The sequence below is a fragment of the Micromonospora sp. DSM 43699 genome (genome assembly GCF_055517075.1).
Map to the genome: position 1 here is coordinate 31134 of NZ_JBTMMT010000037.1, position 12255 is coordinate 43388.

At 73.1% G+C, this 12255-nt stretch carries 8 protein-coding genes and 1 pseudogene; 7 read left to right on the top strand and 2 right to left on the bottom strand.

Annotated elements, in window-relative coordinates; genetic code table 11:
• Window positions 1–116: 116 nt before the first annotated feature.
• The 6 genes and pseudogenes from AC0AIB_RS18670 to AC0AIB_RS18695 all read left to right on the top strand — a co-directional run bounded on the left by AC0AIB_RS18670 (window position 117) and on the right by AC0AIB_RS18695 (window position 8975).
• Window positions 117–1022 carry a carbohydrate ABC transporter permease gene (locus AC0AIB_RS18670; protein WP_328339306.1) on the top strand — a complete coding sequence of 302 codons (906 nt, stop codon included), beginning with the start codon at window positions 117–119 and terminating at the stop codon, window positions 1020–1022.
• On the top strand, window positions 1019–3469 hold the full coding sequence (locus tag AC0AIB_RS18675) for a glycoside hydrolase family 2 protein (protein WP_465097147.1): 2451 nt from the start codon (window positions 1019–1021) through the stop codon (window positions 3467–3469). The genes AC0AIB_RS18670 and AC0AIB_RS18675 overlap by 4 nt, the downstream gene beginning before the upstream one ends.
• A gap of 92 nt (window positions 3470–3561) precedes the next feature.
• The gene (locus tag AC0AIB_RS18680; protein ID WP_465097148.1) at window positions 3562–5571 is read left to right on the top strand and encodes an FAD-dependent oxidoreductase; all 2010 of its coding nucleotides are present in this window, start codon (window positions 3562–3564) and stop codon (window positions 5569–5571) included.
• Window positions 5572–5762: 191 nt separating this feature from the next.
• A complete protein-coding gene (locus AC0AIB_RS18685; protein ID WP_328339300.1) occupies window positions 5763–6731 on the top strand; it encodes an acetyltransferase in 969 nt (322 codons plus the stop codon).
• A 142-nt stretch (window positions 6732–6873) separates the two neighbouring features.
• A pseudogene (locus tag AC0AIB_RS18690) lies at window positions 6874–7197 on the top strand (ArsR/SmtB family transcription factor); the annotation flags it as partial.
• Between the two features lie 113 nt (window positions 7198–7310).
• Entirely contained in the window at window positions 7311–8975 is a 1665-nt protein-coding gene (locus AC0AIB_RS18695) for a SulP family inorganic anion transporter (protein ID WP_465097149.1), read from the top strand.
• 88 nt (window positions 8976–9063) lie between these two features.
• On the opposite strand, the gene AC0AIB_RS18700 is transcribed toward AC0AIB_RS18695, so the two are convergent.
• Window positions 9064–9537: a DUF2690 domain-containing protein gene (locus AC0AIB_RS18700; protein ID WP_328339296.1), complete on the bottom strand. Its 474-nt coding sequence runs from the start codon at window positions 9535–9537 to the stop codon at window positions 9064–9066.
• A 140-nt stretch (window positions 9538–9677) separates the two neighbouring features.
• Here AC0AIB_RS18700 and AC0AIB_RS18705 point away from each other — a divergent pair, with 140 nt between their 5' ends.
• On the top strand, window positions 9678–10700 hold the full coding sequence (locus tag AC0AIB_RS18705) for a helix-turn-helix domain-containing protein (protein ID WP_465097150.1): 1023 nt from the start codon (window positions 9678–9680) through the stop codon (window positions 10698–10700).
• Window positions 10701–10724: 24 nt separating this feature from the next.
• Here the strand turns inward: AC0AIB_RS18705 and AC0AIB_RS18710 are convergent, their stop codons facing one another.
• Window positions 10725–12122, bottom strand: a complete 1398-nt coding sequence (locus AC0AIB_RS18710) for a stress response protein (RefSeq protein WP_465097151.1) — start codon at window positions 12120–12122, stop codon at window positions 10725–10727.
• Window positions 12123–12255: the final 133 nt, after the last annotated feature.

Genomic DNA, 12255 nt, shown 5'->3' on the forward strand with positions numbered 1-12255 from the left:
GTGAGCGCGAGGAACGTAGCGCAGCGGAGTACCGCAGTCGCGAGCGAAAGGTCATCGGTGAGCGCGAGGAACGTAGCGCAGCGGAGTACCGCAGTCGCGAGCGAAAGGGGACACCGATGACCGTCGTCGCCCCGCCACGGCCCACCGGACCGACCCGCCGACGGCACCGGCCCGCCCTTCCGGGCCGCGCGCCGCAGGACACCCCGGCCGGCCTCGGCACGTACCTGCTGCTGTCGTTGACCTTTCTGTTCGCCGCCTTCCCGCTCTACTGGATGTTCGTCATCGCCACCAGCGACGACGAGGCGCTGGCCAAGCTGCCACCGGCGGTGGTGCCTGGTAACCGGTTCCTGGCCAACCTGGAGGAGGTCTTCTCCCTCCAGGACGTCTACTTCGCCGCCTCCCTGATCAACAGCTTCATCGTGTCGACAGTGGTGACCGCCTCGGTGCTCTTCTTCTGCTCGCTGGCCGGGTTCGCCTTCGCCAAGCTGCGGTTCCGGGGCAGCAACATGCTGATGCTCCTCGTGGTGCTCACCCTCACCGTTCCCAACCAGCTCGGCATCGTCGCGCTCTACATCGTGATGGGAAAGCTCGGCTGGAACGGCACCCTGCTGGCGGTGATCGCGCCCGGCCTGGTCACCGCGTTCGGGGTGTTCTACATGCGACAGTTCATCGTCAACAGCGTGCCCGACGAGCTGATCGAGTCGGCCCGGGTCGACGGGGCGACCACCATGCGGATCTACCGCAGCATCGTGCTGCCGGCGATCCGTCCGGCCCTGGCCGTGCTGGGCCTGCTCACCTTCGTGGCCACCTGGAACGACTTCCAGTGGCCGCTGATCACGCTCAGCGGCACCGACTACCCGACCTCGATGGTGGCCATCTCCGATCTGGCGAGCGGTAACTACGTCATCTACCGTCGGGTGCTCGCGGGGGCGTTCATCGCCACGGTGCCGTTGCTGGTGATGCTCTTCGTCGGCGGCCGGCAGATCGTCCGGGGAATCATGGAAGGCGCGGTGAAGTCGTGAGCGAGCAGGTGTTGCACGAGGATTGGCGGTTGCGCGCGGTGTCCGGTCCGCAGGTGCCCGACGCCGTGGCCGGTCGGGCGGTGCCGGCAACCGTGCCGGGCTGCGTACACACCGACCTGCTCGCCGCCGGCCTGATCGACGACCCCTACCTCGACGACAACGAGACGGCGCTCGCCTGGATCGGCCGCACCGACTGGGAGTACGCGACCACGTTCGTCCACCGGCCCGGCGACGACGACCGGGTCGACCTGGTCTGCGCCGGGCTGGACACGGTCGCCACGATCACGCTCAACGGGGTCGAGGTCGGCCGCACCGCCAACATGCACCGGTCCTACCGCTTCGACGTGCGGTCGGCGCTGCGGCCGGGGGAGAACACCCTCGCCGTCCGGTTCGACTCGGCGTACCGCTATGCCGAGGAGCAGCGGGACCGGCTCGGCGACCGGCCCAACGCCTACCCGGAGCCGTTCCAGTTCGTCCGCAAGATGGCCTGCAACTTCGGCTGGGACTGGGGGCCGACGGTGGTGACCGCCGGGATCTGGCAGCAGATCGGGCTGCACGCCTGGTCCACTGCCCGGCTGGGCACCGTCCGTCCACTGGTTACGGTGATCGACGGCGCGGGGCGGGTGGAGCTGCAGGTCGAGGTCGAACGGGCGGCCGACGTGCCGTTGACCGTCCGGGCCGAGGTCGCCGGGGTGGTCGGCGAGACGACCGTCCCGGCCGGGCGGCGCACGGCCGCGCTGACCCTCACCGTCGCCGACCCCGAGCTGTGGTGGCCCCAGGGGTACGGCGCACAGCCGCTGCACCCGCTGACGGTGACCCTGGCGACGGCGGACGGTCACACCCTGGACACCTGGTCACACCGGATCGGGTTCCGCTCGGTACGCCTGGACACCACCCCCGACGCCCACGGCACCCCGTTCACCCTGCACGTCAACGACGTGCCGGTGCTGGTCCGGGGAGCGAACTGGATCCCCGACGACGCGTTGCCCACCCGGATCACCCGGGACCGGCTGGCCCGGCGGTTCACCCAGGCCGCCGACGCCAACGTCAACCTGCTCCGGGTCTGGGGCGGTGGCCGCTACGAGTCGGCCGACTTCTACTCCCTCGCCGACGAGCGGGGGCTGCTCGTCCAACAGGACTTCCTGTTCGCCTGCGCGGCCTACCCGGAGGAGGAGCCGTTCGGCACGGAGGTCGAGGCGGAGGCGCGGGAGCAGGTGACCCGGCTGGCCGGGCACCCGTCGTTGGTGCTCTGGACCGGTAACAACGAGAACATCTGGGGCTGGCACGACTGGGAGTGGCAGGAGCGGCTGGCCGGGCGCACCTGGGGACGGGGCTTCTATCTCGACCTGCTGCCCCGGGTGGTCGACGAGCTGGACCCGACCCGCCCGTACTGGCCGGGTAGCCCGTGGTCGGGCACCGAGGCGATCCACCCCAACGACCCGGCGCACGGCACCACGCACATCTGGGACGTCTGGAACACCGACGACTACACGAAGTACCGGGAGTACGTCCCCCGGTTCGTCGCCGAGTTCGGCTACCAGGCGCCCCCGGCGTACGCGACGCTGCGCCGGGCGCTCTCCGACGAGCCGCTGGCGCACGACTCACCGGGGATGACCCACCACCAGAAGGCCGCCGACGGGGACGCGAAGCTGCAACGCGGGCTCGACGCCCACCTGCCCGCCCCGGCCGACTTCGACGACTGGCACTACCTGACCCAGCTCAACCAGGCGCGGGCGATCCAACTGGGGGTGGAACACTTCCGCTCCCACCGGGACGTCTGCTCCGGCACCATCGTCTGGCAGCTCAACGACTGCTGGCCGGTCACCTCGTGGGCGGCCGTCGACGGCGACGGCCGCCGCAAACCCCTGTGGTACGCGCTGCGCCGGGCGTACGCCGACCGGCTGCTCACCGTCCAGCCCCGTGACGGCGGGCTGGCCCTGGTGGCGGTGAACGAGACGGGCACCCCGTGGCGGGCCCCGGTCACGGTGACCCGGTCCACCCTGCACGGCGAGCCGAGGGCGAAGACCTCGTACCGGCTCGACGTGCCGGCGTACGCGGCGGTGACGTTGCCGCTGCCGGCGGACCTGGCGGTGGCGGAGGAGGAACGCCGGGAACTGCTTGTCGCCGAGGCCGGTGACAGCGCGGAGCGGGCGCTGTGGTTCTTCGCCGAGGACCGGGACGCGCACTGGCCGGCGGCCCGCTACGAGGCGACGGTGGAGGAGGTCGAGGGTGGTCAGCGGGTCCGGGTCACCGCACAGACCGTGCTGCGCGACCTGACCCTCTTCCCGGACCGCCTCGACCCGGCCGCCGAGGTCGACGCGGCCCTTGTCACAGTGCTGCCGGGGGAGTCGGTCACGTTCACGGTGACCGGTGGTGCGCCGCTGGACCCGGCGGAGCTGACCAGCCGCCCGGTGCTGCGCTGCGTCAACGACCTGGTCGACGGCTGACCCGCCCCTTGACAACCCCCGTCCGATCAACGAAAGTCGATGCATACCGGTGCGGCGGCGCGCTCCTTCCCCTCCTGCGAAGGGCAGCCGCGATGTCGCCTGCGCTCACCCGCCGTCACCTGTTCCGCCTCGGCGGGGCCACCCTCGTCGTCGCCGCCGGCACCGGTCTCGGCCTGCCCGCCCTCGCCGCCGGCACCGTCACCGTCGACCTGGTGATCTACGGCGCGACCTCGGCCGGCATCATGGCTGCCGTGCAGATGCGCCGGCTCGGCGGCACCGCCGTGATCGTCGAACCGGGCAGCCACGTCGGCGGGCTCACCACTGGCGGACTCGGCTACACCGACAGCGGCACCAGCGCCGCCATCGGCGGCCTCGCCGGGGAGTTCTACCGCCGGGTGTACGCCCGCTACCAGGGCACCCCGGTCACCCCCGACTCGCCGATGCGGCTGGTCTTCGAGCCGCACGTGGCCGCCGAGGTCTTCGACGACCTGCTCACCGAGTACGCGGTCCCGGTCTACCTGAACGCGCCGCTGGCCACGGTCGCGCGGACCGGCGACCGGATCACCGGGCTGGTCACCGACAACGGGCAGCTCTTCGCCGGGCCGATGTTCGTCGACGCGACGTACGAGGGTGATCTGATGGCCGCCGCCGGGGTGTCGTACGCGGTCGGCCGGGAGGCCAACACCGCGTACGGCGAGACGGTCAACGGGGTGCAGTTGCGCGGGGAGCACCAGTTCACCCGGCCGGTCGACCCGTACGTGGTGCCGGGCAGCCCGGCCAGCGGTCTGCTCCCCGGCATCTCCGCCGCCCCGGTCGCGCCGAACGGCACCGGCGACGACCGGATCCAGGCGTACAACTTCCGGATGTGCCTGACCCAGGCCGCCGGCCGGGTCCCGTTCCCGCAGCCGGCCGGCTACGACCCGGCCGACTACGAACTGCTGCTGCGGTACGTGCAGGCCGGCTACACCGGGCCGTTCTTCACCACGCAGAGCGTCGGCGGCGGGAAGACCGACTCGAACAACACCGGGGCGTTCTCCACCGACTTCATCGGCGCGAACTACGCCTTCCCGACGGCCGGCCGGGCGCAGCGGGCGAGCCTGGTCGCCGACCACCGGACCTACCAGCAGGGCCTGCTGTGGTTCCTGGCCAACGACCCCCGGCTGCCGGCGACTGTCCGGGCGGGGGTCGCCGGCTGGGGCCTGGCCGCCGACGAGTTCACCGCCACCGGCAACTGGCCCCCACAGCTCTACGTCCGCGAGGCCCGCCGGATGGTCTCGGCGTACGTGATGACCGAGCGGGACTGCCGGGGCAGCGTACGGGCCGCCGACTCGATCGGGTTGGCCAGCTACACGATGGACTCGCACAACTGCCAGCGGGTGGTGGTGAACGGGCTGGTGAAGAACGAGGGCGACGTGCAGGTCGGGGTGCCCGGCCCGTACCCGATCAGCTACCGGTCGATCGTGCCCACTGCCGCGCAGTGCGCCAACCTGTTCGTGCCGGTGTGCCTGTCGGCCACCCACATCGCGTACGGGTCGATCCGGATGGAACCGGTCTTCATGATCCTCGCCCAGTCCGCCGCGACGGCGGCGAAGCTGGCGCTCGACGCGGGGGTGCCGGTGCAGCAGGTCGACGTCGCCGCCCTCCAGGCCCGGTTGCGCGCCGACGGGCAGCTCCTCACCTGGCCGCCCACCGCCGACGGCGAGATCGTGGTGGACAACCGGGCGGCCGGGGTCGCCCGGTCCGGTGTCTGGGTGGGCAGCACCGCGATCGGCGGCTACTGGGGGTCGGACTACGAGCACGACGGCAACACCGGCAAGGGCGTCAACCGGCTGCGGTTCACCCCGTCCCTGCCGATGGCCGGGAGCTGGGTGGTCCAGGTGCGCTGGACCGCCGACCCGAACCGGGCCAGCAACGTCCCGGTCGACGTGGTGCACGACGGTGGGGTGACCACCCGGGTGGTCGACCAGCGCACCTCGGGCGGGCAGTGGGTGTCGTTGGGGACCTACCGGTTCCCGGCGGGTACGGCCGGCAGCGTGCTGATCCGCACCGAGGGCACCGACGGCTACGTCGTCGCCGACGCGGCCCGCTTCGTACCGGCCTGACCGTGCGGCCGCCGATCCGTCCACGGCAGCAGCGGGAGCGGTGTTGCGGCGGTGCTGCGGAGTCGAGTACGTTCTGCGGCACGCCGTCGAGCCGGGAGGAGGTCAGAACGATGTCCGATGTTCTGCGCCCCCTCCGCGTCCCGGCGTCCACGCGGGTCTGACCGGGGCGTTCGCCTTCCGGAGGATTCCCCATGACCGACCTGGTCATCCGCCCGCTCGTCGCGGGCGAGGAAGATCTGTTCGACTCCATGCCCGACCCGCTGCCCCAACTGCGCAAGATCGGTTACGCCGACGGCGTCGCCGGAGGTGGCTACCGTCCCGAACGCACCTGGGTCGCCCTCCGGGGCGGTCGGGTGGTCGGCCGGGCCGCGTGGCTCCTGCCGCCCGGAGCCGCCGGCGCACCCTGGCTGGAACGCTTCGACCTGACCGCCGAGCCGGAGGTGGGTGCCGCACTGCTGCGTACGGCCCACGAGGCGCTCGGCGGCCCGCACCGGTACTACGCCGGCCTGCCCGCGCACTGGCGGCGTCGGCCGGAGGTGCTCGCCGTGGTCCGGGCGCCGCTGGCGGCGGCCCGGCTCGCCGGGCTGGTCGAGCGCGGTGAGCGGCTCCGGTGCTCGTGGGCGGGCACACCGCTGCCGGCCGGCTCCGGGCGCTACACCTTCCGCCCGGCCACCGACGCCGGGGAGATCGACGCCCTCGTCGCCCGGATCGCCGAGCCGGACGTGCTGACCGGCCGCGAGATCGCGCAGGCGGTGGCCGGGGTGGACCTGGCCAGAGACCCACTGGCCTGGTTGACCGGCCCGGCCGCGAACTGGCGGATCGCCGTGGCCGCCGGGGAGCCGGTGGGGCTTGCCGGGCCGACCGGGGACGCCTGTTTCCCGCTGCTCGGCTACCTCGGTGTGCTGGACGGGGCGGTGCGCGGCGAGTTGCTGGCCGACTCGGTCGCGGCGCTGGCCGCCGACGGTGCCCGGGAGGTGGTGGCCGACGTGGACGCCCACCGGGTGACGGTGGTCGCGGAGCTGGAACGCACCGGTTTCCGGCAGTTGCGCTCGCGGCTGCTCTTCGAGCCCGCCGACGGTGCGCCGACTGCCTCGACCCGCGACCAGGGCGAGGCCGCGCCGACCTTCGCGGCCCCGACCCGTCGACCCGGCTCCGACTGACCCGCGCGGTGTGCCCCCGGCAGGTATGCCGGGGGCACACCGCCCGATTCGGGTAGCGAAGCGAGAGTCACGAACCATGCGACTGGTGAGTTGAAGAGTTTTGCAAGTGGTAAAGTCTTCATGACTTGATCGGGAGGGTGCCATGTCGGTTCCGCTTTACCAGGCCAAGGCGGAGCTGTTCCGCACCCTCGGGCACCCGGTGCGGATCCGGGTGCTCGAACTGCTCCAGGACGGCCCGAAGCCGGTCCGTGACCTGCTCGCCGTGATCGAGGTCGAGCCGTCCAACCTCTCCCAACAGCTCGCCGTGCTGCGCCGGGCCGGCATGGTCACCTCGTACCGGGACGGCCCGCTGGTCATGTACTCGCTGAGCACCCCCGACGTGGCCGACCTGCTGGCCGCCGGCCGACGCATCCTCGGCACCGTCCTCACCGACCGCGACGCCCTCCTCGACGAACTCCGCGCCGCCCCCGATCCGGCCGCCAGCACTGCACCCACCGTCGGTGGTCCGCCCGGCACCGGCGGGGCCGGGCGCACGCCTCGTACCCCCGCCACGAACGGCTCGCCGACCCGGCCGGGCCGGTGAGCGCCGCCGCCGTCGCCGACCGGTTCCTCGGCCTGCTGCCCGACCGCGCCGACTGGCAGGCGGTACGCCGTTCACCCCGGCGGGACCTGGTCGCCGGGCTGACCGTGGCGGTGGTGGCCCTGCCGCTCGCCCTCGCCTTCGGCGTCACCTCCGGGCTGGGGGCCGGGGCCGGGCTGGTCACCGCGGTGGTCGCCGGGGCGGTGGCGGCCGTCTTCGGCGGCTCCCACCTCCAGGTCTCCGGCCCCACCGGGGCGATGACGGTGGTGCTGGTGCCGGTGGTGCAGCAGTTCGGCCCGACCGGGGTGCTGATGGTCGGCGCGCTGGCCGGGCTGCTGCTGATCGCCCTCGCCCTGGCCCGCCTCGGCCGCTACGTCCGCTACCTGCCCACCCCCGTCATCGAGGGCTTCACCGCCGGCATCGCCGTGGTCATCGCCCTGCAACAGCTACCCGCCGCGCTCGGCGTGACCGATGCGCACGGCGACCGGGTCTGGGCCGTCGCCGCCGACGCGGTCGCCCGGTTCGTCGTACACCCCCGGCCGGCGGCGCTGGCGGTGGCCCTCGCGGTGGCGGCGCTGATGCTGCTCGGTGCGCGCTGGCGGCCCGGCGTACCGTTCTCGCTGCTCGGGGTGGCCGCCGCCACCGTGCTCGCCGAAGCCGTCCCGGTCGACCTGGTCCGGATCGGCGCCCTGCCGCAGGGGCTGCCCGCGCCGTCGCTGGGCTTCCTCGACCCCGGCGCGGTCGGCGTGCTGCTGCCGTCGGCGCTGGCGGTGGCCGCGCTCGCCGCGCTGGAGAGCCTGCTGTCGGCCACCGTCGCCGACGGGATGACGGTCGGCCAACGGCACGACCCGGACCGGGAACTGTTCGGTCAGGGCCTGGCCAACCTCGCCGCACCGCTGTTCGGCGGCATCCCGGCCACCGCCGCGATCGCCCGCACGGCGGTCAACGTCCGCGCCGGGGCGGCCTCGAAACTGGCAGCGCTCACCCACGCGGTGGCGCTCGCCGCGATCGTGCTCGCCGCCGCCCCGCTGGTCGGCCGGATTCCGCTCGCCGCGCTCGCCGGGGTGCTGCTCGCCACCACGGTACGGATGGTCGAGGCCGGTTCGCTCTGGGCGCTGGCCCGCGCCACCCGGGGCGACGCGCTGGTGCTGGTGCTCACCTTCGCCGTCACCGTGGCCTGGGACCTGGTCACCGCCGTGGCCGTCGGGGTGGCCGTGGCGGTGGTGATCGCGCTGCGCGCGGTGGCCCGCAGCGCCCGGCTGGAACAGGTCCCGCTCGACCGGGGTGAGCACAGCGCCGAGGAGCACGCCCTGCTGGCCGAGCACATCGTGGCCTACCGGCTGGACGGCCCGCTGTTCTTCGCCGCCGCGCACACCTTCCTGCTGGAACTCTCCGACGTGGCCGACGTCCGGGTGGTCATCCTGCGGATGTCCCGGGTGTCGGCGCTGGATGCCACCGGCGCGCACGTGCTCGGCGACGCGATCCGGCGGCTGCGCGGCCGGGGGATCACCGTGCTGCTCTCCGGCATCACTCCCGACCACGACCAGGTGCTCGCGACCCTCGGGGTGGCCGACGAACTGCGCCGCGAGGGGCTGGTCTTCGCCGACACCCCGGCGGCCATCGCCCACGCCCGGGAACTGCTGCGCGGCACCGTCACCACCTGACGCCGGCCGGCCGGCGCGCGCGGCGGTGGGCGGCCTCGTCGCCCACCGCCGCCCCGTCGTCGCTCCGGCCGCCCCGGAGCCGCTCCGGTCAGGCGCAGAGCGGCGTGCTGGTGTACGTGGTGCCGCCGTAGACGACCTCGCCGACCGCGCAGATCGTCGAGTTGTCGCCGTAGAGCTGGTCGCCGTAGTACTGGGCGCCGGTGCCGCCGTACCACGGGGTCGACTTGCGCGGGCTGTCCCGGTAGGCGGTGACCTTGACGGCGCTCGGGGTCACCCGGTTGTTGATCCGGCCCCAGTTGGTGCCGCAGGTGGGGCTGTACCGCAGCTCCACCACGGCCAACGTGGTTGCGCCCTTCACGATGTACGCCGGCTGGCTGGTCGCGTTGCGGGCGTCGGCCGAGCAGCCGGTGTTGCTCGGGTCGGTGCCGTCGCAGCCGGTGGTGGTGCAGCCGACGGCGCTCGCCGGGCTCGCCACGAGCAGGCTCGCGGCGACCAGGGTGCCGGCGGCCACGCTGGCCAACGTCCGGTGGACAGCCCTCGACGTTCGGGGTGCGGCGGTCATCGTTCCTCCGGTGTGGATGGTCGACTTCCGGAGGCGGAAGTCGTCTTCCCATCTCTACCTTCCGTCGACGGTCGTCTCTACGCTGTGTGGCGTTGGACAATCAATAGCCGGCGCTGGTCAATCAATCCGAGGAGTCACGGATGGCCCGGACGGAGCGGCCTCTCGATCCCGACGCCGACGCGGTGCAGGCGTTCGCTGCCGACCTGCGCAGCCTGCGGGAGCGGGCCGGCCGGCCCACCTACCAGGCGTTGGCCCGGCGGGCCCACCGGTCGTCCAGCTCGTTGTCGGAGGCGGCCGGCGGCCGGAAACTCCCCACCCTGGACACCACCCTGGCGTACGTCCGGGCGCTCGGCGGCGACGAGTCGGCCTGGGCCGATCGCTGGCGTCAGGTCGCCGCGAGCGTGCCCGGGGCGACGACCGACCTGCCCGACCCCGTTCCGCCCGCTACCGGCTCTCCGCCTGTCGCCGGTCCCTCGCCCGGTGTCGAGCCGCCACCCGTTGCCGGCCACTCGCCCGGTGCCGAGCGCCTGCCGGCGATTGCCGCTGCGGCGGCCGGCGGGGCGGAACCGTCGCCCCCGGTGCGGGCCGGCCGCTCCCACCGCCGGCTGCTGCTCCCCGCCGCCGGTGCCGGCCTGCTCGTGGTGCTCGCCGTCGGCCTGGCCTCGGCCGGCTGGCGCGCCGTCGACCGGCCGCAGCCCCCGTCCTCTCCGCTCACCGGACCGGCCGACGCCACCGACCCGGCACCCGCCAAGCTGGTGCACGACGGGGCGGACCCGAAGGACGCCGGCTGCGCGGCCGATCCCGCCGTCGCCACAGTGGACAGCGCGGCGGTGCTGGTGGACGAACGGGTGATCGGCATGGTGGAACTGCGCTACTCGCCCACCTGCGGGGCGAGCTGGCCCCGGTTCATGCCGGCCCCGGCGGGCACCCCGACGGTGCCCCGGCCGGCCCGGGTGGTGCTCACCGTGACCGACGGCGACACCCCGGCCCGCAGCCGCGACTTCACCATCGACTACGCAGGCATCTCGGCCTACGGCAACCTGCTCACCAGCACCCGTACCTGCGTCTGGGCGCAGGTACGGATCGCCGGGGCGGGGTGGGTGTCGCCGCCGGCCCGGACCGGCTGCTACCGGGGCGCCACCCAGGTCCGCCCGATCCCCTGAGTCCGTCACCGGCACCCGTCCCGGTCACTCCTTCGACTGGCTGACGCCCGCACCGTGCGCTGACCCGGTGGGCGGGGTGTCGAACTCCGGGCTGTCCTGGGACGAGATGGCGGTGGAGACCAGACTGGCGGCCACCGGCTGCACGGGGGTCACCTCGTCGGGCATCCGGAGCCGTGGGGGCGCGGGCATCCACGGCTTCAGGTTCTGGATGATCTGCTCGTAGAAGTCGTCGATCGCCTTCAGCACGGAGTCGATGAACGCACCCCGTCCGCTGCCGCGCTTGGTGCCCGCCGTGGTGCTCTGGGCGACCCGGAAGGCGCGCAGTTCACGGGACGGATCGGTGATCAGCGTGGTGGGCTCATCGCGGACCCGGCGCAGGAGGTCCGTGGCTCCGCCGCCCCGGGCATGCATGGCGAACGCCTCGATCCGTACGGTGTCCGGCGCGTCCTTCAGTTGGCGGACCAACCAGTTCACCCTCGTCGTCGGCCGACCGGAGCGGGGGGCGTCCACGTCGACATGGCAGACGATCCGCCCGGCCCGCAGGTCGGCCGTGACCTGAAGCGCGCCGACCGCACCGGGAATCCTGATGCTGCCGGTCAGGGCTCCGGTGCTGACGAGCTGGTTCACCAGCGACTGGGTGCGACCGGCCGGCTCGGCGAGATCCCGGCGACTCAGCGTCGGGGTGACCTCGGTGCCCAACTGCCGGCCGAGACGCAGGCAGGCGTAGCGGATCAGCGCGTCGAAGCGACCGGCCACCTCCGCCGCGCCGCTGTCGTTGGCCCGTAGGGTTCCGGCGGACACCCCGTCGCGCACCTGCACCCACGCCGGCCCCATGTCGCTGAACTCCAGCGCACCGGAGCGGGGGTGCTCCAGGTACCTGATCAGCTCGCCGAGGACCCACGCCTGATCCGGGTCGGCGACGCCGCGGTACTCCTTCTGGATCACCGCCTGGGTCAGGATCTCCGACCAGGGCAGGTGGTACAGGGCGACCTTGCGCAGCTTGCGGCGGTCGACGGCGGTCGGGTGCTGACCCGGCACGGGCGCGATCTCGTTGGAGATCGTGACGAGGGCGTCGAAGCCCTGTTCCCGGGCGATGTCGAGGTACGCCTCCAACTGCTCGGTCCGCAGCGTGTTGCCGCCGGTCTTCACCTCGACCAGGGCGGTCCACTGGCGCTGCCCCCGGGTGACGCGGATCAGTCCGTCGGGGAAGAGTTGCTGGGTGCCGAGCTTGAAGGGCACCTCGATGAAGGTCTGCACCGTTCCGGCCGGCGCACCGAGGGACTGGGTCAGGACGCGGCCGAACTCCCGTACCGCGCTCATCACCGCCAGCAGGGCGGAGGTCGCCCGGCGTTCCTGTTCCTCTGCGCCGTTGATGCCTGAGGTGGGGATCAGGCGGGCGGCGAGCCAGGTCTCCTCGGACATGCGATGACTCCTCGTGCAGGCGGTGGTACGAGAAGTTACTCGGCGAACCGGGGAGAAACCGGCGCGACTGTTGGCGCGAACGAACCGAAGAAGCTGCCGGGTCGGACGTCAGCCGATCCGCCCGGCCGGCTGC

Coding starts and splice junctions, on each gene's coding strand:
- AC0AIB_RS18705 (WP_465097150.1), top strand. CDS start 9,678: ATGGCCCGGACGGAGCGGCCTCTCGATCCCGACGCCGACGCGGTGCAG.
- AC0AIB_RS18670 (WP_328339306.1), top strand. CDS start 117: ATGACCGTCGTCGCCCCGCCACGGCCCACCGGACCGACCCGCCGACGG.
- AC0AIB_RS18680 (WP_465097148.1), top strand. CDS start 3,562: ATGTCGCCTGCGCTCACCCGCCGTCACCTGTTCCGCCTCGGCGGGGCC.
- AC0AIB_RS18700 (WP_328339296.1), bottom strand. CDS start 9,537: ATGACCGCCGCACCCCGAACGTCGAGGGCTGTCCACCGGACGTTGGCC.
- AC0AIB_RS18710 (WP_465097151.1), bottom strand. CDS start 12,122: ATGTCCGAGGAGACCTGGCTCGCCGCCCGCCTGATCCCCACCTCAGGC.
- AC0AIB_RS18685 (WP_328339300.1), top strand. CDS start 5,763: ATGACCGACCTGGTCATCCGCCCGCTCGTCGCGGGCGAGGAAGATCTG.